Source organism: Winogradskya humida, from assembly GCF_016862215.1.
Taxonomy (GTDB): Bacteria; Actinomycetota; Actinomycetes; order Mycobacteriales; family Micromonosporaceae; genus Actinoplanes; species Actinoplanes humidus.
This window is the reverse complement of the sequence record NZ_BOMN01000108.1, coordinates 118,001-141,633: the sequence shown is the minus strand read 5'-3', so window position 1 is coordinate 141,633 and position 23,633 is coordinate 118,001. Positions and strand designations below refer to the sequence as shown.

The following is a 23,633-nucleotide window of genomic DNA, read 5'->3' as shown; positions in this document are numbered from 1 at the left end:
ATCCGGACATGAATACGACTCAGCGACATGCCATCAGTGTGGAGGGGCCGCCTGGTGGGCAGCCGATGATCTTCGCGCATGGATACGGGTGCGATCAGAACATGTGGCGTTATGTGGCGCCTGAGTTCGCGGGGACGCATCGGGTGGTGCTCTTCGATCATGTGGGTTCCGGGAAATCGGATCTCCGGGCGTACGAGGATGAACGGTATTCGAATCTCGAGGGGTACGCCTCCGATGTGCTGGAGATCATTCACGACCTTGATCTGCGGGATGTGATTTTTGTCGGGCACTCGGTCAGCGCGATGATCGGGGTGCTCGCCGCGATCCGGGAGCCGCAGCGGTTCGCCAAGCTTGTCCTGATCGGACCGTCGCCGTGTTACATCGACGACGGGGATTATGTGGGCGGGTGGGCCAAGACCGATGTCGAGGAGATGCTCGCGTCGCTCGACAGCAACTATCTTGGCTGGTCCAGCGCGATCGCACCGGTCATCATGGGCAATCCGGACCGGCCGGAGCTCGGTGCGGAGCTCACCAACAGCTTCTGTGCGACCGATCCGGAGATCGCCAGGAAGTTCGCCTTCGTGACCTTCACGGCGGACAACCGCGACGACCTGCCCAAACTGCGTACGCCCGCCTTGATCTTGCAGTGCACCGATGACGTGATCGCTCCCGCGGAGGTCGGTGACTATGTTCACGAGCATCTGAGAGGGAGCACACTGGTGGCCATGAACGCGACCGGGCATTGCCCGAACCTCAGCGCGCCCGCCGAGACGGTCGCCGCTATCAAGGGCTACATCTGAGAGCTATGGCGGAAAGCGGCGGTGATGTGCCGGAAGTGTCCCAGGACTTGCGCGTGCCATGGGAAGAGGATCCGGGCGATCTGTATGAGCACGCCCCTTGCGGTTACCTGACGACACTGCCCGATGGGACGATCGTCAGGGTCAATCAGACGTTTCTCGCCTGGACCGGTTACGAGCGTTCCGAGCTGGTCGGCCGGAAACGGTTCCGTGACCTGCTCAGTCCGGGTGACAAGATTTATCACGAGACGCATTACGCGCCGTTGCTGTCCATGCAGGGCGACGTGCACGAGGTTGCCTTCGACGTGGTCTGTGCCGACCGGCGCCGGCTGCCGACGCTGGTCAACTCCGTGCTCGGGCGGGACCCCGCGGGTCATCCCCGGGCCATCCGGACCATGGTCTTCGACGCCACCGAGCGTCGTGGCTACGAGATGGAGCTGTTGAAGGCGCGGCGCACCGCCGAGGCCTCCGAGCTGCGGGTGCGAGCGCTGCAGCAGGTGGTCGCGGAGCTTTCGGCTGCGCCGAGTGCGGCGGAGGTCGCCGCTGCTGTCGTGCGCGCGCCCGCGGCCGCGTTCGACGCGGCGTTCTGCAACGTCTGGCTCATCGATCCCGACCGGGACCAGCTGACCGCGGTCGCCAGCACCAACCCGGACGGTCCCGCACGCGACGACATCCCGTGCTCCTCCTCACGTCCGGTCGCCGAGGTGGCCCGCCGGGGAAGCCTGCACGCCGTGCCCACGATCGCCGAGGCCGAGGAGCATTTTCCGGAGCTCGCCGACACCATGCGGCGCACCGGCGTCCGATCCGTCGTGCTGCTGCCGCTGACCACCGGGTTCGCCGGGGAGACGATCGGCGCCGAGGTGCTCGGCGTGCTCAGCTTCGGGTTCACCGAGGAGCGCGTGCTCGACGATCCGGAGCTCAGCGTCGTACGGCTGCTCGGTCACCAGGCCGGGCAGGCGCTCGACCGGGCCCGGCTCTACGACGACGCGGGCCGCCGGGAGGCCCGCGCCATGTTCCTCGCCGAGACCACACGCGCCCTCGAAGAGCCCTACCGGCTGATGCCACGCGCCCGCAACCTGGTCGAGCGGCTGGTGCCGGCGATCGCCGAGTGGGCCGCCGTGCGCCTGCAGATCGGCCCGGCCGGTCTGCTCGCCGACGCCGGCGGGCCCGCGCCCGACCAGGTGCGGCTCGCCGAGCGCGTCGCGATCGTGGTCGCCAACGGCAAAGCAGAGTTCACCGATGTCGGGGCGGATCCCGACTGTGCGGTGCTGCCCCTGACCGCGGGCGGCAAGGTGCTCGGGACGCTGGCGTTGCGGATGGCGCCCGGCCGGCGTACAGCTGCTGCCGAAGCCGCCTTCCTGAGCGACCTGGCCGACCGCGCCGGGCTGGCACTGGAGAACGCCCGCCTCTACGAGCAGGAGCGGGCCATCGCCCGGACCCTGCAGCGCAGCCTGCTCGCCGGGGACCTGCCCAGCGATCCGCGCTTCGCGGTCGAGACCCACTACCAGGCCGCGGCGCAGGATCTGGAGGTCGGCGGCGACTGGTTCGACGCCTTCCTGATCACGCCGGACAAGCTCGCGGTGGTGGTCGGGGACGTGGTCGGGCGGGGGATCGACGCCGCCACGACCATGGGTCAGCTCCGCAGTGCGATCCGGGCGCTGGCCTCCGCCGAGGCGGGACCGGCCCGGCTGCTCGAACGGCTCGACCGCTTCGTCGACCGGGTCGAGTCGGCGCGGATGGCCACGGTCGCCTACGCGGAGATCAATCTCACGACCAATGAGATGACGTACGCGTGTGCGGGTCATCTGCCTCCGTTGCTGACCGAGCCGGGCGGCTCCCCGCGCTACCTGCTCGACGGGCGCTCGGGCGCGATCGGTTCCCGGGCCGGCAGCACCGCGCGCATCGAGCACCGGGTGCCGCTGTCGCCGGGCAGCCGCCTGCTGCTCTACACCGACGGGCTCATCGAGCGCCGCACCCGGCCCATCGACAAGGGCTTCGAGGTGCTCGCCCGCACGTACGCGGGGCGGCGTGACTCCCCGTTGCCCGGGCTGACGAAGGGGCTGGCGCAGACGCTCGTCGGCGGGGACCATCCCGACGACGTGTGCCTGCTGTGCCTCTCGCTCGGCACGGAGGACCGGCTGGAGCGGTCGATCGGCGCGGACCCCGTACAGATCGCGTTGCTCCGGAAAGATCTCCGGGGGTGGCTGGTCTCGCACGACGTCGACGACGACAGTACCCAGGCGGTGCTGCTGGCCTGCTCCGAGGCGGTCGCGAACGCGATCGAGCACGGGTATCGCAACGACCCGTTCGGCATCGTGGACGTGACCGCGACGATCTCCGCCGCGGCGATCGAGGTCGAGGTGACCGACCGCGGCAACTGGAAGGGCCCGACCGGCGAGGTGTCGCGCGGTCGTGGGCTGCGACTCATCCGCCAGGTGATGGACCAGGTGAACTTCGACCGCAGGGACGGCACGACCGTCACGATGCGGCGTACCCGCCGGGAGGCGCGATGACCGATCAGCAATGGGTGACCTTCGCCAAGATGGGCACGGCCGACCTGGTCCGGCTCGCGGGCGAGATCGACCTGGCCAATGCCCCGGAGATCGGGAGGGAGATCGTGCGGCACACCGGCCGCAGCGGTGCCGTGCTCATCGACCTGACGGCCGTCTCTTTCCTGGACAGCGCCGGGGTGCGCCTGCTCGACGCGCTCGTCGGTGATCTTGACCAGGCGGGCACGCCGATCCGGCTCGTGGTCGGGGAGACCGGTGCGGCACGGATGACGCTGAAGCTGTGCGCTTTCCGCGATGACCTGCTGGCCACCGATCTGGAGCGGGCCGCGGACGAGTTGGGCGGGTAAACCGCGTACCCTGGAGCCCCATGAGCGTCCAGTCAGTCTTTCCGCAGCTCGAGCAGCTGCTGCCCAGGGTCAGTAAGCCGATCCAGTATGTGGGCGGCGAGCTCGGAGCCGTCGTCAAGGACTGGGACTCCACCACCGTGCGCTGGGCGTTGATGTATCCCGACGCCTACGAGGTCGGCCTGCCCAACCAGGGCGTCCAGATTCTCTACGAGGTGCTCAACGAGCAGGAAGACGTGCTCGCCGAGCGGACCTACGCGATCTGGCCCGACCTCGAAGCGCTGATGAAGGAGAACGGCGTCCCGCAGTTCACCGTCGACGCGCACCGGCCCGTCAAGGCCTTCGACGTGCTCGGTCTGTCATTCGCGACCGAGCTCGGCTACACCAACATGCTTTCCGCGCTCGACCTGGCCGGCATCCCGCTGGACAGCGCCGAGCGGGGCATCGACGACCCGATCGTGCTCGCCGGCGGGCACGCGTCGTTCAACCCGGAGCCGATCGCCGACTTCATCGACGCCGCGGTGCTCGGCGACGGCGAGGAGGCCGTCCTCGAGATCACCGGGATCATCCGGGAGTGGAAGGCCGAGGGGTGCCCCGGTGGCCGTGACGAGCTGCTGCTGCGGCTCGCGCGCACCGAGAGCATCTACGTCCCGCGCTTCTACGACGTGGACTACCTGCCCGACGGCCGGATCCAGCGGGTGGTGCCCAACCGGCCCGACGTGCCGTTCCGGGTCAACAAGCGCACGACCATGGATCTCGACGCGTGGCCGTACCCGAAGAAGCCGCTGGTCCCGCTCGCCGAGACGGTGCACGAGCGCTACGCCGTGGAGATCTTCCGCGGTTGCACGCGGGGCTGCCGGTTCTGTCAGGCAGGCATGATCACCCGCCCCGTGCGGGAGCGTTCGATCACCACCGTCGGCCAGATGATCAAGGAGGGCCTGGAGTATTCCGGCTACTCCGAGGTCGGTCTGCTCTCGCTCTCCAGCGCCGATCACTCCGAGATCGGTGACATGTGCTCCGGCCTGGCCGAGCAGTATGCGGACACCAACGTCTCGCTGTCGCTGCCCTCGACCCGGGTCGACGCCTTCAACATCGACCTGGCCCAGGAGCTGTCCCGCAACGGGCGGCGGACCGGGCTCACCTTCGCCCCCGAGGGCGGTTCGGAGCGGATCCGCAAGGTCATCAACAAGATGGTGACCGAGGAGGACCTGATCCGGACGGTCGTCACGGCGTACACGAACGGCTGGCGCAGTGTGAAGTTGTACTTCATGTGCGGGCTGCCCACCGAGACCGACGACGACGTGCTGCAGATCGGCCGGATGGCACACGAGGTGATCAAGGCCGGTCGGCTCGCCACCGGCACCAAGGACATCAAGTGCACGGTCTCGATCGGCGCGTTCGTGCCGAAGCCGCACACCCCGTTCCAGTGGGCCGCCATGGAGCGCCCGGAGGTCATCGACAACCGGCTCCGGATGCTCAAGCAGGAGATCAACAGCGACCGGTCGCTGGGCCGGGCGATCGGTTACCGCTATCACGACGGCGAGCCGTCGCTGATCGAGGGCCTGCTGTCGCGCGGTGACCGCCGGGTCGGGAAGGTAATCCGGCGAGCCTGGGACAAAGGCCAGCGTTTCGACGGCTGGTCCGAGCATTTCTCGTACGCCCGCTGGGTCGATTCCGCCGCCGAGGTCCTGCCGGAGTTCGGCGTCGACCTCGACTGGTTCACGACCCGCGAGCGCGAGCAGCTCGAGGTCCTGCCCTGGGACCACCTGGACTCCGGTCTCGACAAGGACTGGCTGTGGCAGGACTGGATGGACTCCAAGAGCGAGTTCGAGCAGGACGACTGCCGCTGGACCCCGTGCTTCGACTGCGGCGTCTGCCCGTCGATGGACACCGAGATCCAGATCGGCCCCACCGGCAAGAAGCTGCTGCCCCTGACCCCCGTCGCCGGCCTGCGCACCCCGGCCGCCGCGCACACGCATTAAGGAAAAGACCATCGCCAAGAACCAGCCCGTGGGCGGTCAGGCCCCGGTCGTGCAGCGGATCCGCCTTCGTTACGCGAAGCGCGGACCGCTGCGTTTCACCTCGCACCGGGACTTCGCGCGGGCTTTCGAGCGCGCGTTGAAGCGGGCGGGCGTACCCATCGCCTTCTCGCAGGGCTTCACCCCCCACCCCAAGATTTCGTACGCGAGTGCGGCGCCCACCGGCGTCGGCAGCGAGGCCGAATATCTCGAGATCGGCCTGCAGACCGTGGTCGACGCGGCTCAGCTGCGGGTGGCCCTGGATGCGGCGCTCTCGCCCGGCCTGGACGTGCTGGACGCCGTGGTCGCGACCGAGGGCGGCGGCAGCCTCGCCGACCGCATCGACGCGTCCAAGTGGCGAATCGAACTTCCTCAGGTTGAGACGCAGGTCGCTGCCGAGGCGGTCGCCGCCTTCCTCGCGACCGAAGAAGTGCTGGTGGAACGCATGACGAAGCAGGGGAAGCGGGAGTTCGACGCCCGTAATCCGGTTGCTTTCTTCACTGTGACCAACGAGTCTGGCGCACCTTCCGGGGCCAACGCGGCACCGTGTGCGATAATCGACCTTGTCGTCCGGCAGGTCACTCCCGCCGTTCGACCCGATGACGTCATGTCTGGCCTGCGTGTGGTGGCCGGCCTGGAGCCGCCGGTGCCCCCCAGGGTGACCCGGCTGGCCCAAGGCTCGCTTACCTCGCAGGGAGAGATCGTCGATCCGTTGGACGCGGATCGCGAGGACGCCACCATCGGAGGGCGCTAGCCGGTTCGGACGGCGCCCGCGTTGGCAGACTTCGGCAGCCCGTCCGATGAGGGCCGGGACCGAAAAACTTGCGGCGACCCTGCGTGGCAGCGCTCACCCGCGCCCGGGGCCGCCAGAACTGGAGAGCGCCCCATGCTCGAAAACGAGCCCCAGGGCGGTGAACGGGACGAGGCAGTTGCTCCTCCCGTCGATGCCGCCGAGACCACCGCACCTGCTCGCCGTGTGCGTGCACCCCGCCGGAAAGCCGCTGCGGCTGCCGCCCCGGAGGAGGCACCTGACGCCGAAGCCGGCGAGACCGAGGCAGCTCCCGTTGCCCCGGTGAAGGCCACCCGCAGTCGCGCGCGGAAGAAGGCCGTCCCCGCCGCCGCGGAGACGCCTGTTGCCGAGGACCCCGCTGCCGTCGCGGAGAGCCTGCTCAGCGATGCCGAGCCGGTTGCCGCTCCGGCCCCGGTGAAGGCCACTCGCAGTCGTGCGCGGAAGAAGGCCGTCCCGGCCGCCGCCGCGCCCGAGGAGATCCCCGGCCTGGACGTTCCCGCAGCCGAGGTGCCGGTTGCCGAGGTGCCGGTTGCCGAGGTGTCAGTTGCCGAGACGCCGGTGGCAGAGGTGCCGCCGGTCGTCGAAGTTCCTGCCGAGGACGAGCCCCTGGCCGAAGAAGAGACGCCTGTCGAGCCCGTGCCGGTCATCGCCGTGCTGCCGCTCGACGGCGAGCTCATCGAGGACGATGCCGCCCCGCGCAGCCGCCGCCGCAAGGCCGCGCTGCCGCCGGCGGTCCTGTTCATGCCGCCGGAGGCCGAGGCCGAGCCCGCCACCCGGCGCACCCGCCGCGGTTCCACCGCCGCCCCCGTCGCCGCGGCTCCGGCCGCCCCGATCGAGGACGAGGCCGAGAGCACGGCGCCCGAGACCAGCACCACCCAGCCCGTCGCGGCCTCCGCCGACGAGGAGCCCGTGGAGGGTGTCCGCAAGAGCCGTCGCCGCCGCCGGGGTTCCGCCGCGGCCGACGCCGACGAGGTCGCCGTCGAGGTTCCCGCCGCTTCGGCCGAGGTGACCGAGGCCCTGATCGACGACCCCGACGAGAGCGCCGACGACGTCGAGGACGGCTCCGAGGAGTACGAGGACGAGGACGGCGTCAGCCGTCGGCGTCGCCGCCGTGGTCGTCGTGGCCGCGGGCGGGGCAAGGGCCCGTCCGACGAGGGCGACGAGGGCGAGATCGCCGGAGCCGACGGCGAGGAGACCGCTGAGTCCGACGCCGAGGCCGAGGGTGACAGCGAGGACGACGAGAACGACGAGGGCGACGGGGTCACCCGCCGGCGTCGCCGCCGGCGTCGCAAGGGCTCCGGGGACACCGAGACCGGTGGCGTCGAGGACGGCGTGCACACCGTCGTGCGGGTGCGCGAGCCCCGGCGTACCGCCGATGAGGTCCAGGGTGTTTCGGGGTCCACCCGGCTCGAGGCCAAGCGGCAGCGCCGGCGCGACGGCCGTGAGCAGCGCCGGACCCGGCCGCCGATCCTGAGCGAGTCGGAGTTCCTGGCCCGCCGCGAGGCGGTCGACCGGGTCATGGTCGTGCGGCAGAAGCCCGACCGGATCCAGATCGCCGTGCTCGAGGACGGCGTCCTGGTCGAGCACTACGTGTCGCGGACCACCTCCGGGACCATGGTCGGCAACGTCTACCTCGGCAAGGTCCAGAACGTGCTGCCCAGCATGGAGGCGGCGTTCGTCGACGTCGGCCGGGGCCGCAACGCCGTTCTGTACGCCGGTGAGGTCAACTGGGACGCCACCGGGCTCGAGGGGCGCGCGCGCTCGATCGAGCAGGCGCTGCGTTCCGGCGACTCCGTGCTCGTGCAGGTCACCAAGGACCCGATGGGGCACAAGGGTGCCCGGCTGAGCAGCCACATCGCGCTCTCCGGCCGGCACCTGGTCTACGTGCCCAACGGCAACGCGTCCGGCATCAGCCGCAAGCTGCCCGACAACGAGCGCAAGCGCCTGCGGGACGTGCTCAAGAAGCTCGTGCCCGACGGCGCCGGTGTCATCGTGCGCACGGCGGCCGAGGGTGCCAGCGAGGACGAGCTCGCCCGCGACGTCAAGCGACTGCAGGCGCAGTGGGAGGACATCCAGGCCAAGGCCGCCGAGGGGCACGCGCCCGCCGCGCTCTCCGAGGAGCCCGACCTGGTGATCCGGGTCGTCCGGGACCTCTTCAACGAGGACTTCCGCGAGCTGATCGTGCAGGGCGACCAGGCGTACGGCGAGCTCGAGAACTACCTCGACTCGGTGTCGCCCGACCTCGTGGAGCGGATGCACCGCTACACCGGCACCGGCGACGTCTTCGCCGACAAGCGGATCGACGAGCAGATCCTCAAGGGCCTGGACCGCAAGGTGTTCCTGCCCTCGGGCGGTCACCTCGTGTTCGACCGCACCGAGGCGATGACGGTCGTCGACGTCAACACCGGTAAGTACACCGGTGCCGGCGGCAACCTCGAGGAGACGGTCACCCGGAACAACCTCGAGGCGGCCGAGGAGATCGTGCGCCAGCTCCGGCTGCGCGACATCGGCGGCATCGTGGTCATCGACTTCATCGACATGGTGCTGGAGAGCAACCGCGAGCTGGTGCTGCGGCGGCTCACCGAGTGCCTGGGCCGGGACCGTACCAAGCACCAGGTCACCGAGATCACCTCGCTGGGTCTGGTCCAGATGACCCGTAAGCGCATCGGCGCGGGCCTGCTCGAGGCGTTCAGCGAGACCTGCGACCACTGCAAGGGCCGCGGTGTGGTCATCCACACCGAGCCCGTGACCGAGAAGCGTCCCGTGGGCGCGGCCAGCAGCCAGGTCAAGGCGGTCGCCGCTGCGGCACCCCGCGTCGAGGTTCAGCGCACCGAGGCCCCTGTGGCACAGCCGGCTACCAAGTCCCGGCGTCGCCGCGGAGGCAACAGCGACTCCGCGCCGGTCGAGCCTGCGCTGGTCGAGCCTGCGCTGGTCGATCCGGCGCCGGTCGACGCCGTCGTCGAGGAGTTCGAGGTCGAGGCGCCTTCGGACCTGACCCTGGAGGACCCGGCGGCCGAGACCGCGGGGATCCCGCCGAGGGAGTCCGGTGCCGTGCGTCCGGTCGGTTCAGGGGTCATCCAGCCCCCGGCTCCGGCGGCGAACGGCAACAACGCCGACGACGAATACGACATCAGCGGGTACGACTTGTCGCGCTACGGGTCCGCGTACCCCTCGGAGCCGGCGGAGCTTGCGGAGCCGTTGCAGTTGACCAGCAACGACGACCCGGACGCCGCGGGTGACGAGGAAGAGGACGACGACGAGCCGGTGGGCGCGGGAGCCGGCGGTCGCCGCCGGTCGCGTCGCGGTGGCTCGCGGCGGCGTACCCGTCCCTGATGGTGCGGGCACTGAGCTGAAAGCACGCTGAGATCGGGCGGTCCGGGCAGGTTCTTCCTGCTGGGGCCGCCCGACTTCATATCCGGCGATCTATGTCGGCTACCCTCGGGGCCTCCTCGCTCATCCCCCTTTCACCAGGAGCCCGGAATCCCCATGCGACGCCTTCTCTGTGTCACCGCTCTCAGCGGTGCTCTTCTCCTGCTCGGTGCCTGTTCCTCCGACGACTCCGACGACCCCGCAGCGGCCCCCGCGCCTGCCGGCGCCTCCTCCCCCGTGGGCGTGGTCACCAGCGCGCCTGAGGCCACCTCTGCCGCATCCGCGGGGACCTCCTCGTCGAAGGGTGGCGACGCCGCGTTGAAGGGCGACACCGCCGCCATCTGCACGCAGGCGGCCAAGACCGGCGGTGAGGCGGCACGCAACTTCGCCGCCGACGTCAAGCTGCTGATCGACGCCCAGTCCGCCCAGGACGCCGACGCGGTCACCAAGGCGCAGGAGAAGACGACCCGGGACGTCGAGAACTATTCGTACGCCCTGGCGGACATGGCGAAGCTCACCAGCGACCCCGCGCTGAAGAAGGCGCTGACCGCGATGGGGAAGCAGGTTTCGACTCTGAAGGGCGACGTGCGTAAACTGGACGCAGAGAAGCTCGCGGGGCTGCAGGAAACCCTCTCGAAGGCCTGCGGCACCTCCTGAGCTTCTCCCCGGTTTGAGCATCAAGCCGCTGATGAAGTACGCTATCTAACGGCGCTTTTTCGGCGCTGATTTTTCATGTAGTTCAAGTTTCCGTGCGCGACCTTTGGCGCCGGGAGCCGGTTACATCCGCCAAGCAGTGGATTTTTCTCGCTGCGCAAGTCTCAGGGAGTCCGCGTCGATGTACGCGATCGTCAAGACCGGCGGCAAGCAGTACAAGGTTGCCGAGGGCGACGTGATCGAGGTTGAGAAGCTCGCGGGTAAGCCCGGCGACTCGCTGAAGCTCGCCGCGGTTCTCCTCGTCGACGGTGACAACCTGGTGACCGACGCTGCCAAGCTTGCCAACGTGACGGTGTCCGGCGAGATCGCCGATCACACCAAGGGTCCGAAGATCCGGATCCACAAGTTCAAGAACAAGACCGGCTACCACAAGCGCCAGGGGCACCGCCAGCCGCTGACGCTCGTCAAGGTGACCGGCATCTCCAACAAGAAGTAGGGACGAACCGCCATGGCTCACAAAAAGGGTGCCTCCAGCTCTCGTAACGGCCGTGACTCCGCCGCCCAGCGGCTCGGAGTGAAGCGGTTCGGTGGCGAGCTCGTCAAGGCCGGCGAGATCATCCTCCGCCAGCGTGGCACGAAGTTCCACCCGGGCGACCTGGTCGGCCGCGGTGGCGACGACACGCTGTTCGCGCTCGCCCCCGGCAACGTGCTCTTCGGTCACACCCGTGGCCGCAAGACCATCAGCATCGTGCCGGTCGCGGCCGCTGCTGCGGCCGAGTAAGTAGCGTCGCAGCGCACCACAGCATTACAGCGGGCCGTGGACCTTCTGAGGTCCTCGGCCCGCTGCCGTATTTCCGGGCATAGGTTGTGACTCGCGAGCGTTCTCCTTGCGGAGACATTTGCGTCGAAGTGGGAGATCTGAAGTGGCTACGTTCGTCGACCGGGTCGTACTGCATCTGCAGGCAGGGGATGGCGGGCACGGTTGTGTCTCCGTTCGGCGCGAGAAGTTCAAGCCCCTCGGCGGCCCCGACGGGGGCAACGGCGGCCACGGCGGCGGCATCACGCTCGTCGTCGACGCCCAGCAGCACACGCTGCTCGACTTCCACTTCCGCCCGCACATCAAGGCGCAGAACGGCGCCGGTGGCGCCGGTGCCAACCGCGACGGCGGCAACGGTGGCGACCTGGAGCTGAAGGTTCCGGACGGCACCGTCGTGCTGAACCCCGAGGGCGAGGTCATCGCCGACCTGATCGGCGAGGGCTCGACCTTCGAGGTGGCCCGGGGCGGCCGGGGCGGGCGTGGCAACGCGTCGCTGGCCAACACCCGTCGCAAGGTTCCCGGTTTCGCCGAGCTCGGTGAGCCCGGCGCGGGCCTCGACGTCGTGCTCGAGCTCAAGAGCGTCGCCGACGTCGGCCTGGTCGGTTTCCCGTCGGCCGGCAAGTCGTCGCTGATCTCGGTGATCTCCGCGGCCAAGCCGAAGATCGCCGACTACCCGTTCACCACGCTGGTGCCGAACCTCGGCGTGGTGCAGGCCGGCGAGAAGACCTTCACCGTCGCCGACGTGCCGGGCCTGATCCCGGGCGCGGCCACCGGCAAGGGGCTGGGCCTGGAGTTCCTGCGCCACATCGAGCGCACCTCGGTCCTTCTGCACGTGCTCGACTCGGCGGCGCTGGAGGTCGAACGCGACCCGATCGCCGACCTGGACGCCATCGAGGCGGAGCTGGCGGCGTACGGCGGGCTCGAGGACCGGCCGCGCATGGTCGTCCTGAACAAGATCGACATCCCGGACGGCCGCGACCTCGCCGAGATGGTGCGCCCCGACCTGGAGGCCCGCGGATACCAGGTGTTCGAGGTCAGCGCCGTCACCCGCGAGGGCCTCAAGGACCTCGTCTACGCGCTCGCCGAGGCCGTGGAGAACAACCGCCTCGCCGCCCCGCCCATCGAGCCGAGCCGGGCCATCGTCCGGCCCCGCGCCGTGGACGAGAAGGGCTTCACGATCGACAAGAACGGCGAGGGCGTCTGGATCGTCCGCGGCATCCAGGTCGAGCGCTGGATCCGGCAGACGATGTTCGACAACGACGAGGCCGTCGGTTACCTCGCCGACCGTCTCGAGCGGCTCGGTGTGGAGGCGGCGCTGGGCAAGAAGGGCGCGCAGGCCGGCGACCCGGTCCGCATCGCCGACTTCGACTTCGACTGGCAGCCCAATGCCGGCGAGTACATCAGCGGCCCGCGCGGCTCGGACAGCCGCCTCGAGGAAGACATCAACCGCGCCAGCGCCGCCCAGCGGCTCGCGGCCCGCAAGGCCCGCCGGGTCCGCTCGGACGACGAACTGCTGCACATGTCCGAGGACGGCACGGTGTCGACGATCTCCATGTCGAAGAAGCCGGTGCTGGTCGAAGAGGACGAGGACGACGGGGAGTAATCCGCTGCCGTCCAGATTCCGGCAACCCGGTGGAAATGGACGACACATAGCGTCACGCCCATGCTGATCGAGTCCCGTGCGTTCCCGGATCCCGAGCTCGCCGCCCTGCTGCTGAGCCAGCAGCAGGAGCTCGGGCAGGTGGAGAACAACCGGGACGACATCGCCTACCTGGTCGTCGTGGTGCGGGGCCGGGTCGTCGCCTGCGGCGGCTGGCAGGCGATGGAGCCGGGTGCGGCCCTGCTCAAGCGGATCTTCGTACGGCCCGCGTTCCGGGGCAGGGGCATCGCCGGGCAGCTGGTCGTCGCGCTGGAGGAAGAGGCGCTGGCCGTGGATCGCCCGCTGCTGCGGATGGAGGGCTGCGTTCACCATCCGGCCATGATCGCGCTGTACCGGTCGGCGGGTTATTCGCAGACGGCTACGTACGGTGAGCGGATTTGGTTTGAGAAGTCACTTCTCGCTCACGTCGGTTATCGCTGAGCTGAGCACCATCGGGTCGGCGTTCCACTTCTGGCCCCGGGAGCCGTCGCAGACCGCGAGCGTGCCCTTGCTGATGGCCGTGCCGGTGGTCCAGGCGTCAACCGTGGCGTCCGTGGGGGCCAGGCACCAGGTCGTGCCGGCGGGCGCGTTGTAGGTCGTCTCGATCCGGTACGCGTTGCCGAAGACTCCCGTGTTGCCGCGCCGGGTCCACGTGAGGGCCGCGGTGGGCGTGGCCGACGGGTTGCAGGTCACCAACGTCGGGTAGCCGGTTCGGCCGGGGCTGGTGAGGCAGTACTTCACGCCGTACTTGTTGGCGAGCCAGATGACCCCGGTGCCGCTGGTCTGACCGGTGGCGATGGCCGGCAGGTGCCAGACCTGGTTCCACTGCACGGTGCCGGTCGGGCTCTGCTTGCACGGCCAGATGACCATGTACGCCGCGCTCGTGTTGTCGGCGGACACGTCGAGGCAGCGGCCGAACTGCTCGAAGTTCACCAGCTGGTTCGTCTTCTCGCCCGCGCCACCGGTGCCGGCCGCGGCGTCCGGCTGGAAGCTGCGGGTGATCGTGTAGTCGCCGTCGCACGCCGCGTCGTACTGCGAGACGTTCGACGGGTCACTGGCGACGGCGTGCAACACGATGGTGCTGCCCGCCTGGCCCGGGTTCACGACGTGGAAGCACTGCCGGTCCTTGTCGCCGTTCTTCGTGCCCTCGAAGTTCGCGCGGTCGTTGAGGCTCCACTGCTGGCGCTCGGCGGTGGTGGCCGCGCACGCCCGGAAGACGACCTGCTCGTTCTGGTTGGGCGCGGCGTCGAGGCACATGCCGGTGCCACCGGTCGCGCGGGAGGCGGTCAGGACCAGGTTCAGGTTCGAGACGTACGCGAACTTCTGCTTGTCGTCGTTGCTGTCACACACCTGCAGCGTCAGCGCCGCCCCGGCGGCCGGCGTGGTGCCGGGCGCGGAGAAGCACAGGTCCGGGGTGTGGTTGCCGAGGATGTGGATCAGCCCGCCGGCGATGTTCTCCCGGGTCTTGCTGTGCAGCGTGTAGGTGGCCGTGACCGTGCGCGGGGAGACGTCGTTGCTCAGCGCCTTGCCGGTCGAGGAGAGCAGCACGTAGACGGGTGTCTCGCTGCCGGTCAGATAGGTGCTGGTGCACGCCATCCTGTTGGCCGCGGCCCAGGCCACGTCGCCGGCCGGTGGCTGGGTCCGCAGGTAGTAGATGCTCACGGTGTACGTCTGGTCGGTCGCCGCGTTGACCGAGCCCGTGAACGGGCCGCAGGGCAGCGCCGCCGGGTTGCCGGTGCCGTCGCTGTTGGTCGCGATCCGGATGTGGCCGAGGGCGACGTCGATGCCGGTCTGCGCGGCGTCGATCGCCTCGGAGCTGTGGATCGTCGACCGGGTGCCGGTGATCTGGGAGCCGACCGTCGCGGCGAGCAGGCCGCTGAGCCCGAGCCCGATGATGATCAGCAGCATGGCGGCGGGCAGGGAGCCGCGGTCGTTGCTCCGGGGGTTCACTGGCTGAAGACCGGGTCGGCGGGCTCCGCGCTGAACAGCGACGTCGCCGCGCGGATGCACATGGCGTACTTGCAGTCGGACGACGTCCAGGTGATCGCCACGACCAGGCGGACCATCTGGACGGGCTGCGACGGGTCGGTGCCGCACGTGCCCCCGGCCCGGGGCTGCCAGCAGCGGCCGACCAGGAAGTACCGGTAGTACTTGACCTTGTTCGCGGTGAGGGCGAGGTCCTGCGTGTCGGGGATCGGCACGGTCGGTGTCACCCCGGAGACGGGGGCGTCCCAGCGGGTGGTGTTCGAGAGGTAGCCGTACGTGTCAAAGACGCTCAGATTAAGGCAGCTGCCGCACTGCGCCCGCCCGACCAGCAGGGTGGGGCCGCCGAAGCCGCGGGCTGATTCCATCCCGGCCTGGGCGAGGCGCGTCGCGGTCTGGATCTGCGACTGATAGCGGCTGGTACGCACGGACGCGGCGAAATACGTCCCGAGTGCCGCCATCATCGCGCTGATCAGGGCGAGCGCGACGACGACCTCCATCATCGTGAACCCGTCGTCGCGGGAGCGCCTGACTCGCATGACCTCATCTGTCGGCACCGCCGGGCACGGGATGAGGCATGATCACGAGTTTTTCGTCACCACCGGCGTCGCGGCGAGCCATGATCGCAGGCGGCGGGCATGATGGGCGGCATGCCGAGCTTGACCCGCGCCGAGGCTACCGCCCGGGCCGCCACCGTCACCGTCACCGGGTACCGCATCGATCTCGACCTGACGGGCACCGGAGACACCTTCCGTTCCCGCACGGTGGTCAGCTTCGACGCCGAGCCGGGCGCCTCGACGTTCCTCGAGCTGGAGCCGGTCGAGCTGCTGTCAGCGACGCTGAACGGCGCGGCCGTCGACGCCTCCGCGCTGGCCGACGAGCGGCTCACGCTTGAAGGCCTGGCGGCCGGCAACGAGCTCGTGGTCGAGGGCGTGATGCGTTACTCGCGCAGCGGCGAGGGTCTGCACCGTTTCGTCGACCCCGCCGACGGCCGGGTCTACCTCTACGCGCAGATGTTCCTCGACGGCGCCCGCCGGATCTTCCCGTGCTTCGACCAGCCTGACCTCAAGGCGCCCTTCACCCTCACCGTCACGGCACCGGCCGACTGGATCGTGGCCGCGAACGGCGAGCTGGACGGCGAGCCGGTGGACGGGGTGTGGCGGTTCCGCACCACCAAGCCGCTGTCGACGTACTTCGCCTCGCTGATCGCCGGGCCGTACCACGCGTGCACCGACGAGCACGACGGCATCCCGCTGGCGATCTACGCCCGGCAGGCCCTCGCGGAGCAGCTCGACGAGCAGTCGGCGGAGATCTTCACGATCACCAAGCAGTGCCTCGACCGCTACCACGAGATCTTCGACGTGCGGTACGCGTTCGGCCACTACGGTCAGGCCTTCGTCCCGGAGTTCAACTTCGGCGCGATGGAGAACCCGGGCATCGTGGTGTTCCGCGACGAGTACATCTTCCGCTCCGCGGTCACCGACGGTGAGCGTGAGCAGCGCGCGATGGTGATCGCGCACGAGATGGCCCACCAGTGGTTCGGCGACCTGGTGACCATGGCGTGGTGGGACGACCTGTGGCTCAACGAGTCGTTCGCCGAATATCTGGGCAGCCGGATCACCGCCGAGGCGACCGAGTTCGCCGACGCGTGGACGACGTTCGCGATGCAGCGCAAGGCCTGGGGCATCCGCGCGGACCAGCGCCCGTCGACCCACCCGGTGGCCCCCGACGATGTCTCGGACACCGCGCTCGCACTGCTCAACTTCGACGGCATCTCGTACGCGAAGGGTGCGGCGGTGCTGCGGCAGCTCGTCGCGTACGTGGGGGACAAGGCGTTCCTGGCGGGGTTGAACGAGCATTTCGCCGCGCACGCGTACGCCAATGCCACGCTCGCCGATCTGCTCGAAGCGATCTCCCGGTCCAGCGGGCGTGATCTCACCGCCTGGGCCGGCCTCTGGCTGCGCAGCGCCCAGGTCAACACCGTGCGAGCGGAGGTCGAGCGGGCCGAGGACGGCACGTATGCGCAGGTCACGCTCGTGCAGACCGCGCCGGACGACTACCCGACGCTGCGCCCGCACAAGCTCTTCGCCGGCCTCTACGACCACGGCGCCGACGGGGTCGTGACACTGCGCAAGCGCGTGGAGGCCGAGCTGGACCCGGAGCGTGACGGCGGGCGTACGGTCCTGCCCGAGCTCGCCGGTGAGCCGGTGGCGGACCTGCTCCTGGTCAACGACGGTGACCTGACCTATGCCAAGATCCGGCTGGACGAGGCCTCCGCGGACGCCGTGCCGAGGATCCTGCCGCTGCTCGACGACTCCCTGGCCCGGGCCGTGCTGTGGAGCTCGACGCTCGACTCCGTGACCGACGGCGAGCGCCCGGTCGCCGAGCTGGTCACGCTGGTGCTGGCCGCGCTGCCGGTGGAGCGTGAGGTCGTGGTCGTCGAGGACGTGCTGCGGACGACCCGCGCCCTGGTCGACCGCTACCCGGCGCCGGAGACCCGCCCCGCGGCCCTCGAACTGCTCGCCCAGGCCTGTGACCGGCTGGTGGCCGCAGCCGAGCCGGGCAGCTCGCGCCAGCTCGCGGGGGTGCGCGGCCTGGTCGGCGCGACGACCGACACCGCACGGCTGCGTGGCTGGCTCGACGGCGAGGCCGTGCCGCAGGGTGTGGCGATCGACGACGACCTGCGCTGGCTGATCCTCTACCGCCTCGTGGTGCTCGGTGCGGCCGGCGCTGACGCCGTCGAGGCGCAGTACGAAGCCGACCGGAGCGCCTTCGGGGAGCAGTGGGCCGCCCGGTGCCGTGCGGCGTTGCCCGATGCCGATGCCAAGGCGCGGGCCTGGGATTACCTGATCAACGATCCGGATGCCTCGAACCGGTTGCTGGAGGCGACGGCGCAGGGCTTCTGGCAGCCGGAACAGCTCGCTGTCGTCAGCCCGTACGCCGAGCGGTACTTCACCGATGTGCCGCAGATGCTGGCACGGCGGGGCGGGATGAGTGGCGAGCGGGTGGCTGTCATCGCGTACCCGTCGGTCGTGGTGGCGCCGGAGACCCGGCGCCTCGCCGCGGAGCTGATGGCCTCGCCGGACATCTCGTCGATCATGCACCGGGTCGTGACGGACGGCGACGACGACGTCCGCCGTGCCCTGCTCGCCCGGGGATAACCGGAATCCTCCTTTCCGTCCCCGCGCAGGCCTTAGCCTCGTCATACGGGGGTGAGCGGTGGAATGGTCCGAGGGACTGTCCAAGGGTCTGCTGTCCGCCGTCCAGGACGCGGTGCTGGTCCTGGACGCGGGGCGGATCGTGCTGGTCAACGATCAGGCGCAGGAGACCTTCGGCCGCGGCCGGATCGAGCTTCTGGGCCTGGCGGCGGACCTGCTGTTCATCGACGGCTTCCGGGCGGGCGCGATCGCGCTGGGCAGGCGCCGCGACGGCAGCGAGTTCCCCGCCGAGGTGTCGCTCTCCGTGGTCGGCTCGCAGACGATCCTCGTGGTCAGGGACGTCACCGAGCGTCATGAGCTGCGGGCCGAGGCGGCGAGCCAGCGACATCGCCGGCTGGAGGCGCTCGGTCAGCTCGCCGGCGGGGTGGCCCACGACTTCAACAACCTGCTCGGGGTGATCGTCAACTACGCCAACTTCGTCATCGAGGAGGCGGAGTCCCCGACGCCGGACCTCGCCGCGGTGGCGTCGGACGCCCAGCAGGTGCTGAAAGCGGGGGAGCGGGGCACCACCCTCACCCATCAGCTGCTCAAATTCGCGCGCCGGGAGGTCGTACGCCCCGAGGTTGTCGATCTCAACGGGGCCGTGACCGGCGCTGTCGGCCGGATGACGCTGGGTGATGAGATTCGGCTGACCGTCCGGCCCGCGTCGCCGCTGCCGTCGATCACCATCGACCCGGGGCAGATCGAGCAGGTGCTGATCAGCCTGGCCGACAACGCGCGTATCGCGATGCCTTCGGGCGGCAACCTGGTGATCGACACGGCAGCTGTGCACCTGGGCATGGGCGAGCATCCTGAGCTGGCTCCCGGCGAATATGTCCGGCTGCGGGTCTGCGACTCCGGCCGGGGGATGACGCCGGACGTGATCGAACGGGCGTTCGAGCCGTTCTTCACCACCAAGCCCAATCACGAGGCGACCGGGCTGGGGCTGGCCACCGTCTACGGGATCGTCAGCCAGGCGGGTGGCAGCGTCGGCATTGTCTCCTCACCCGGGGTGGGCACCACGGTCACCGTACTGCTGCCCTCCTGCTCGTCTCCCGTCGCTGTTCCTTCCGCTTCTCCTGCCGACGTTGACGGCCGGGGGGAGACCCTGCTCGTGGTCGAGGACGAGGCGGCCCTGCGGGACGTGGCCGGGCGGATCCTCTCCGGCGCCGGCTACCGCGTGCTCGCCGCCGACGACGGCCCGATGGCTCTGGAGCTCGCGGCCCTGCACGAAGGTGCGATCGATCTGCTGCTCAGTGACGTGGTGATGCCGGGGATGCTCGGCAACGAGCTGGCCGAGCGGCTGGTGGACGCCCGCCCGGACACCCGGGTGCTCTACATGTCCGGGTACGCCCAGCCGGTGCTGGCCTCACAGGGAACGCTCGACCCCGGCGTCGCGCTGCTGGAGAAGCCGTTCACCGCCGAGGACCTGCTCAGCGCCGTCCGCAAGCGGCTCGACGGTTGATCTAGTATTCGTCGATGCGTGAGCGGCGACGGATCGGGATCATGGGCGGCACGTTCGACCCGATCCACCACGGTCACCTGGTGGCGGCCAGCGAGGTGCAGAGCCGCTTCGACCTGGACGAGGTCGTCTTCGTCCCGACCGGGCAGCCCTATCAGAAGGGCGGCGCGGTCAGCCCGCCCGAGGACCGGTACCTCATGACGGTCATCGCGACGGCGTCGAACCCGCGGTTCCACGTGAGCCGTGCCGACATCGACCGGGACGGGCCGACGTACACGATCGACACCCTGCGTGACTTCAACGCGCTCTACGGGCCCGAGGTCGAGCTGTACTTCATCACCGGTGCCGACGCGCTCGCCAAGATCCTTTCGTGGAAGGACGCGCTGGAGATGCTCTCGCTGGCGCACTTCGTCGGCGTGACCCGGCCGGGTTTCGAGCTCTCCGACGACCATCTGCCGGACCACACCGCCACGCTGGTGGAGGTCCCCGCCATGGCGATCTCGTCCAGCGCGTGCCGGGCCAGGGTGGTCCAGGGGGAGCCCGTCTGGTACCTCGTGCCCGATGGTGTGGTGCAGTACATCGCGAAGCGCGAACTTTATCGTGAGTAATGTGCCCTTTGTGGTGAATCACGCCTGAGGGATTGTCGGCCCCGTGTGAGAGGCTTGTACCTCTGTAACCGAACGAGGGGAGACCGGTGCCCGTCACCGAACGCGCCCGCGAGCTCGCGCTGACTGCGGCGCAGGCAGCCGCGGACAAGAAGGCGCAGGACATCGTCATCATCGATGTCGGCGAGCAGCTCTACATCACCGACGCCTTCGTCATCGCCTCGGCCTCCAACGAGCGCCAGGTGATCGCGATCGTCGACGCGATCGAGGAGGCCCTGCTCAACCTCCCCGAGAAGGTCAAGCCGGTCCGCCGCGAAGGCGAACGGCAGGGCCGCTGGGTGCTGCTCGACTTCATCGACATCGTGGTGCACGTCCAGCACACCGAGGAGCGCGAGTTCTACGCGCTCGACCGGCTATGGAAGGACTGCCCGACGGTGGAGTTCGTCGACCGCGACATGGTCGACGCCGAAACCGCATGACCACGACGCGCCTGATCGTCTGGCGGCACGGCAACACGGACTGGAACGCGGGACACCGCGTCCAGGGCCAGACCGACGTGCCGCTCAACGATCTCGGCCGTCAGCAGGCCGTCGACGCCGCGGAGCTGCTCGTGCGGCTGCGGCCCGACGTGCTCGTCTCCAGCGACCTCGTCCGCGCCTCCGACACGGCCTCGGCGCTCGCCGCGCTGACCGGTCTGTCGCCGAGCTACGACAAACGGCTGCGGGAGCGATACTTCGGGTTGTGGCAGGGCCTGACCATGACCGAGGTCGCCGAGCAGCGCCCCGAGGAGCACGCCCGCTGGACCGCAGGCGCCGACGTCATCGGCGGCGACGTCGAGACGCTTGACGACCTGGGCAAACGGGTCGCCGAGGGGCTTCAGAGCGCCGCTGACCTGGTGCCGGCCGGGGGCACGGTCGTTGTGGCCACCCATGGCGCCGCGGCCCGCTCGGGTGTCGGGCATCTGCTGGGGTGGCCCCGGGAGCAGTTGCGGAGCCTGCGGGCGCTGCAGAACTGCCACTGGGTCGAGCTCAGTTACGACGGGTCGCGGGGGTGGCAGCTGGCGGCGTACAACGTCGGGCCGTTCTCCGAGCGGCCTGTTCCTCCACCGGTTTGATCCTGCTGCCGGTTTAATTTCGTCTATGGGAACCGGATCTGTGGGCGGTAGCGTCTGAGGGACCATGACCTTGCGACGACTTGCCTTGACTGCCGCCGTTGCGCTCACTTGCCTTGCCGGGTGTGCCAACGGCGGGCAAAGCGGCTCTCCGGCTCCCAGCTCTATTGAGGTGTCCAGCGTGCCCGCTCCCTCCGCTTCCTCGGTTCCCTCCGCCGGTGACATCACGATCTCCGGGACCATCGATGCCGGGGTCGAGCCCGGCTGCATCCTGCTCGACAAGCATCTGCTGATCATCAAGGACGACGCGCAGAAGTCGATCGCCACGGCGGGGGCCACGGTCACCGTGACCGGGCACACCGTGAAGGGCATGATGACGACCTGCATGCAGGGAACGCCGTTCCTCGTCACCTCGATCCAGGCAAGTTAGCCCCGCATCGGTTACGGTGCCCGCATGCCCGTCGCGGTTGTCACCGACTCCACCGCGTACCTGCCACCGGAGCTGCACGGGACGTACGACCTCACCGTCGTCCCGCTGACCGTCGTCATCAACGGTGACGAAGGGCTCGAGGGGGACGAGATCTCCCCGGCCGAGGTGGCGCGTGCGCTGGGTGCACGGCGTGCCGCCGTCAGCACGTCGCGGCCGGCGCCGGAGCAGTTCGTCACGGCGTACAGGAAGCTGCTCTCATCCGGCGCTGACGGCATCGTGTCGGTGCATCTGTCCGCCAGGTTGTCCGGCACGTATGAGGCCGCGCAACTGGCGGCGGCCGAGGTCGGAGCGCAGGTCCGGGTCGTGGACAGCAAAACCACGGGCATGGGGCTGGGCTTCGCGGCGCTCGCCGCGGCCACGGCGGCGGGTCAAGGCTCAGACCTCGATTTTGTACGCGACCAGGCGGCTGATCATGCGAGCCGGGTGTCGACGCTTTTCTACGTGGACACCCTCGAGTTCCTGCGTCGCGGGGGTCGGATCGGCGCCGCGTCCGCGCTGCTGGGCACCGCGCTGGCCGTGAAACCGATCCTGCACGTGCTGGACGGGGCGATCGTGGTGCGCGACAAGGTGCGGACGGCGGGGCGGGCGCTCGCGCGGCTGGTGGATCTGGCGGTCGAGGCCTCCGGGAGTGGGGAGGTCGACATCGCCGTCCATCATCTCGAGGCCGCCGATCGGGCGGGGGCGCTTGCTGACGCCGTGGCGATGCGGCTGGGCGACCGGTTGCGGGACTGCTACATCACCGAGATCGGGGCTGTGGTGGCCGCGCACGTCGGTCCTGGGGCGGCCGGGGTGGTCGTTCACCGGCGGAGCTAGCTCTCCTCGGGAGGCCAGGTTTCCGCTCGCCATCGTTCGGGGTTGAGGCCCTGGGGGGTGAGGCGGGGTTCGAGGTTCTCCCAGACGGTGATCGTCTCGCCGTACTGGATCTCGTCGGCGCGGGGGAGCAGGGTGGGCTCGTTCCTGGGCCAGACGGCTCTGGTGCGGCCGTCGTCGGTGATCAGGAGTTCGGCGGCGTTGGTGATCTGCTGGGCTTGGCGGGCGTACTCTTTGGCGGCTAGAACCGCTTCCGCGCGCTTTATTCGGACTTTGTTATTTTCTTGGTTATACGGCTGTGTTTTTCGGTCTTTGCCCGATATGTAAGGTGCGGGGCTGATGGCACGCGGTGAGGCCAGGTAGATCATCTCGGCGCGGGCGAAGAGCTCGGGCAGGTGGGCGCTGTCCTCGGCGGTGACCAGCAGCAGCCCGCGCTCGGGGGCGAACGCGACCGGGTTGCCGCCGACCTGACCGGCCAGCGCTGCCAGCCAGCCGTCCAGCAGCAGGTGCGAGGTCCAGTAGGAGTCGCCGTCGTCCACGAACTGCACGACGACCGGCTCCTCGGCGACGCCGACCAGTTTGGCGCCCGAGAGATTGCCGCGGGCGGCGGCGAAGATCTCCTCGTCGGTCACGCCCCAGCCGTGCGTCGCGTTCACGTAGGTCATCGTGTCGGGCTGGTCGACGACCACGAACTCGGCCAGGAACGGGAACGCGGGACGGCAGAGGGGTTCCAGGACGTCGGCCGTGGTGGTGGCGCCACGCAGGACCGGGCGCAACAGGGGGCGGGCCTCGGCCCAGGTCGCCGGGAGGCCCTTGGCGCGGACCAGGCCGGTGACAAAACGGTCCACGTGGCCCTTCCGGACCTCCTCCAGGCGCAGGACGCTCGGCTGGTCGTCACCGGGGCGCGTGAAACGGATCGTGAAAGAGGCGGAATGGTAACGGGCGTCCCCCATGCCGGCGCGGCGCAGGCGCTTGATGACCTGACTGGCCAGGCGCGCCCGGGCGGCTCTGCGGAACAGGCCCATCGGTCTCCTCTA

21 protein-coding genes are annotated in these 23,633 nt (G+C 69.6%); 18 read left to right on the top strand and 3 right to left on the bottom strand.

Going from position 1 to position 23,633, the window contains the following annotated elements; genetic code table 11:
• The first annotated feature begins 65 nt into the window (after positions 1-65).
• The 11 genes from Ahu01nite_RS37330 to Ahu01nite_RS37280 all read left to right on the top strand — a co-directional run bounded on the left by Ahu01nite_RS37330 (position 66) and on the right by Ahu01nite_RS37280 (position 13,379).
• Positions 66-800: an alpha/beta fold hydrolase gene (locus tag Ahu01nite_RS37330; RefSeq protein ID WP_307794679.1), complete on the top strand. Its 735-nt coding sequence runs from the start codon at positions 66-68 to the stop codon at positions 798-800.
• Between the two features lie 53 nt (positions 801-853).
• Positions 854-3,310, top strand: a complete 2,457-nt coding sequence (locus Ahu01nite_RS37325) for a SpoIIE family protein phosphatase (protein WP_239159452.1) — start codon at positions 854-856, stop codon at positions 3,308-3,310.
• On the top strand, positions 3,307-3,654 hold the full coding sequence (locus Ahu01nite_RS37320; RefSeq protein ID WP_203841436.1) for an STAS domain-containing protein: 348 nt from the start codon (positions 3,307-3,309) through the stop codon (positions 3,652-3,654). Before Ahu01nite_RS37325 ends, Ahu01nite_RS37320 begins: the two co-directional genes overlap by 4 nt.
• A 20-nt stretch (positions 3,655-3,674) precedes the next feature.
• Positions 3,675-5,633, top strand: coding sequence for a TIGR03960 family B12-binding radical SAM protein (locus Ahu01nite_RS37315; RefSeq protein WP_203841435.1), 1,959 nt, complete (start codon positions 3,675-3,677; stop codon positions 5,631-5,633).
• 49 nt (positions 5,634-5,682) lie between these two features.
• A complete protein-coding gene (locus Ahu01nite_RS37310) occupies positions 5,683-6,423 on the top strand; it encodes a TIGR03936 family radical SAM-associated protein (protein ID WP_203841458.1) in 741 nt (246 codons plus the stop codon).
• 132 nt (positions 6,424-6,555) lie between these two features.
• Positions 6,556-9,792 (top strand): Rne/Rng family ribonuclease, encoded by a 3,237-nt coding sequence (locus Ahu01nite_RS37305; RefSeq protein WP_203841434.1) that lies wholly within the window; start codon positions 6,556-6,558, stop codon positions 9,790-9,792.
• Positions 9,793-9,945: 153 nt separating this feature from the next.
• A complete protein-coding gene (locus Ahu01nite_RS37300; protein WP_203841433.1) occupies positions 9,946-10,485 on the top strand; it encodes a hypothetical protein in 540 nt (179 codons plus the stop codon).
• Between the two features lie 178 nt (positions 10,486-10,663).
• Positions 10,664-10,978 (top strand): 50S ribosomal protein L21, encoded by a 315-nt coding sequence (gene rplU, locus Ahu01nite_RS37295; RefSeq protein ID WP_203841432.1) that lies wholly within the window; start codon positions 10,664-10,666, stop codon positions 10,976-10,978.
• 12 nt (positions 10,979-10,990) lie between these two features.
• Complete coding sequence (gene rpmA / locus Ahu01nite_RS37290) at positions 10,991-11,263, top strand: 50S ribosomal protein L27 (RefSeq protein WP_203841431.1); 273 nt, start codon at positions 10,991-10,993, stop codon at positions 11,261-11,263.
• 142 nt (positions 11,264-11,405) lie between these two features.
• A complete protein-coding gene (gene obgE / locus Ahu01nite_RS37285; protein WP_203841430.1) occupies positions 11,406-12,902 on the top strand; it encodes a GTPase ObgE in 1,497 nt (498 codons plus the stop codon).
• A gap of 60 nt (positions 12,903-12,962) precedes the next feature.
• On the top strand, positions 12,963-13,379 hold the full coding sequence (locus Ahu01nite_RS37280) for a GNAT family N-acetyltransferase (protein WP_203841429.1): 417 nt from the start codon (positions 12,963-12,965) through the stop codon (positions 13,377-13,379).
• Here the strand turns inward: Ahu01nite_RS37280 and Ahu01nite_RS37275 are convergent.
• Entirely contained in the window at positions 13,350-14,888 is a 1,539-nt protein-coding gene (locus tag Ahu01nite_RS37275) for a ricin-type beta-trefoil lectin domain protein (RefSeq protein WP_203841428.1), read from the bottom strand. The two genes, Ahu01nite_RS37280 and Ahu01nite_RS37275, sit on opposite strands and share 30 nt — an antisense overlap.
• Positions 14,885-15,460: a type II secretion system protein gene (locus Ahu01nite_RS37270; RefSeq protein ID WP_203841427.1), complete on the bottom strand. Its 576-nt coding sequence runs from the start codon at positions 15,458-15,460 to the stop codon at positions 14,885-14,887. Before Ahu01nite_RS37270 ends, Ahu01nite_RS37275 begins: the two co-directional genes overlap by 4 nt.
• 111 nt (positions 15,461-15,571) lie before the next feature.
• Here Ahu01nite_RS37270 and pepN point away from each other — a divergent pair, with 111 nt between their 5' ends.
• From pepN to Ahu01nite_RS37235, 7 genes are all read left to right on the top strand, one after another.
• A complete protein-coding gene (gene pepN / locus Ahu01nite_RS37265) occupies positions 15,572-18,082 on the top strand; it encodes an aminopeptidase N (protein WP_203841426.1) in 2,511 nt (836 codons plus the stop codon).
• Between the two features lie 58 nt (positions 18,083-18,140).
• The gene (locus Ahu01nite_RS37260; RefSeq protein ID WP_203841425.1) at positions 18,141-19,583 is read left to right on the top strand and encodes a PAS domain-containing hybrid sensor histidine kinase/response regulator; all 1,443 of its coding nucleotides are present in this window, start codon (positions 18,141-18,143) and stop codon (positions 19,581-19,583) included.
• 14 nt (positions 19,584-19,597) lie between these two features.
• Positions 19,598-20,188, top strand: coding sequence for a nicotinate-nucleotide adenylyltransferase (gene nadD / locus Ahu01nite_RS37255; RefSeq protein ID WP_203841424.1), 591 nt, complete (start codon positions 19,598-19,600; stop codon positions 20,186-20,188).
• 86 nt (positions 20,189-20,274) lie between these two features.
• The gene (rsfS, locus tag Ahu01nite_RS37250; RefSeq protein WP_203841423.1) at positions 20,275-20,664 is read left to right on the top strand and encodes a ribosome silencing factor; all 390 of its coding nucleotides are present in this window, start codon (positions 20,275-20,277) and stop codon (positions 20,662-20,664) included.
• The gene (locus tag Ahu01nite_RS37245) at positions 20,661-21,299 is read left to right on the top strand and encodes a histidine phosphatase family protein (protein ID WP_203841422.1); all 639 of its coding nucleotides are present in this window, start codon (positions 20,661-20,663) and stop codon (positions 21,297-21,299) included. The genes rsfS and Ahu01nite_RS37245 overlap by 4 nt, the downstream gene beginning before the upstream one ends.
• A gap of 178 nt (positions 21,300-21,477) precedes the next feature.
• On the top strand, positions 21,478-21,726 hold the full coding sequence (locus Ahu01nite_RS37240; RefSeq protein ID WP_239159451.1) for a hypothetical protein: 249 nt from the start codon (positions 21,478-21,480) through the stop codon (positions 21,724-21,726).
• A gap of 24 nt (positions 21,727-21,750) precedes the next feature.
• Positions 21,751-22,599, top strand: coding sequence for a DegV family protein (locus Ahu01nite_RS37235; protein WP_203841420.1), 849 nt, complete (start codon positions 21,751-21,753; stop codon positions 22,597-22,599).
• Here Ahu01nite_RS37235 and Ahu01nite_RS37230 read toward each other — a convergent pair.
• On the bottom strand, positions 22,596-23,621 hold the full coding sequence (locus tag Ahu01nite_RS37230; RefSeq protein WP_203841419.1) for a hypothetical protein: 1,026 nt from the start codon (positions 23,619-23,621) through the stop codon (positions 22,596-22,598). The genes Ahu01nite_RS37235 and Ahu01nite_RS37230 overlap by 4 nt on opposite strands.
• Positions 23,622-23,633: the final 12 nt, after the last annotated feature.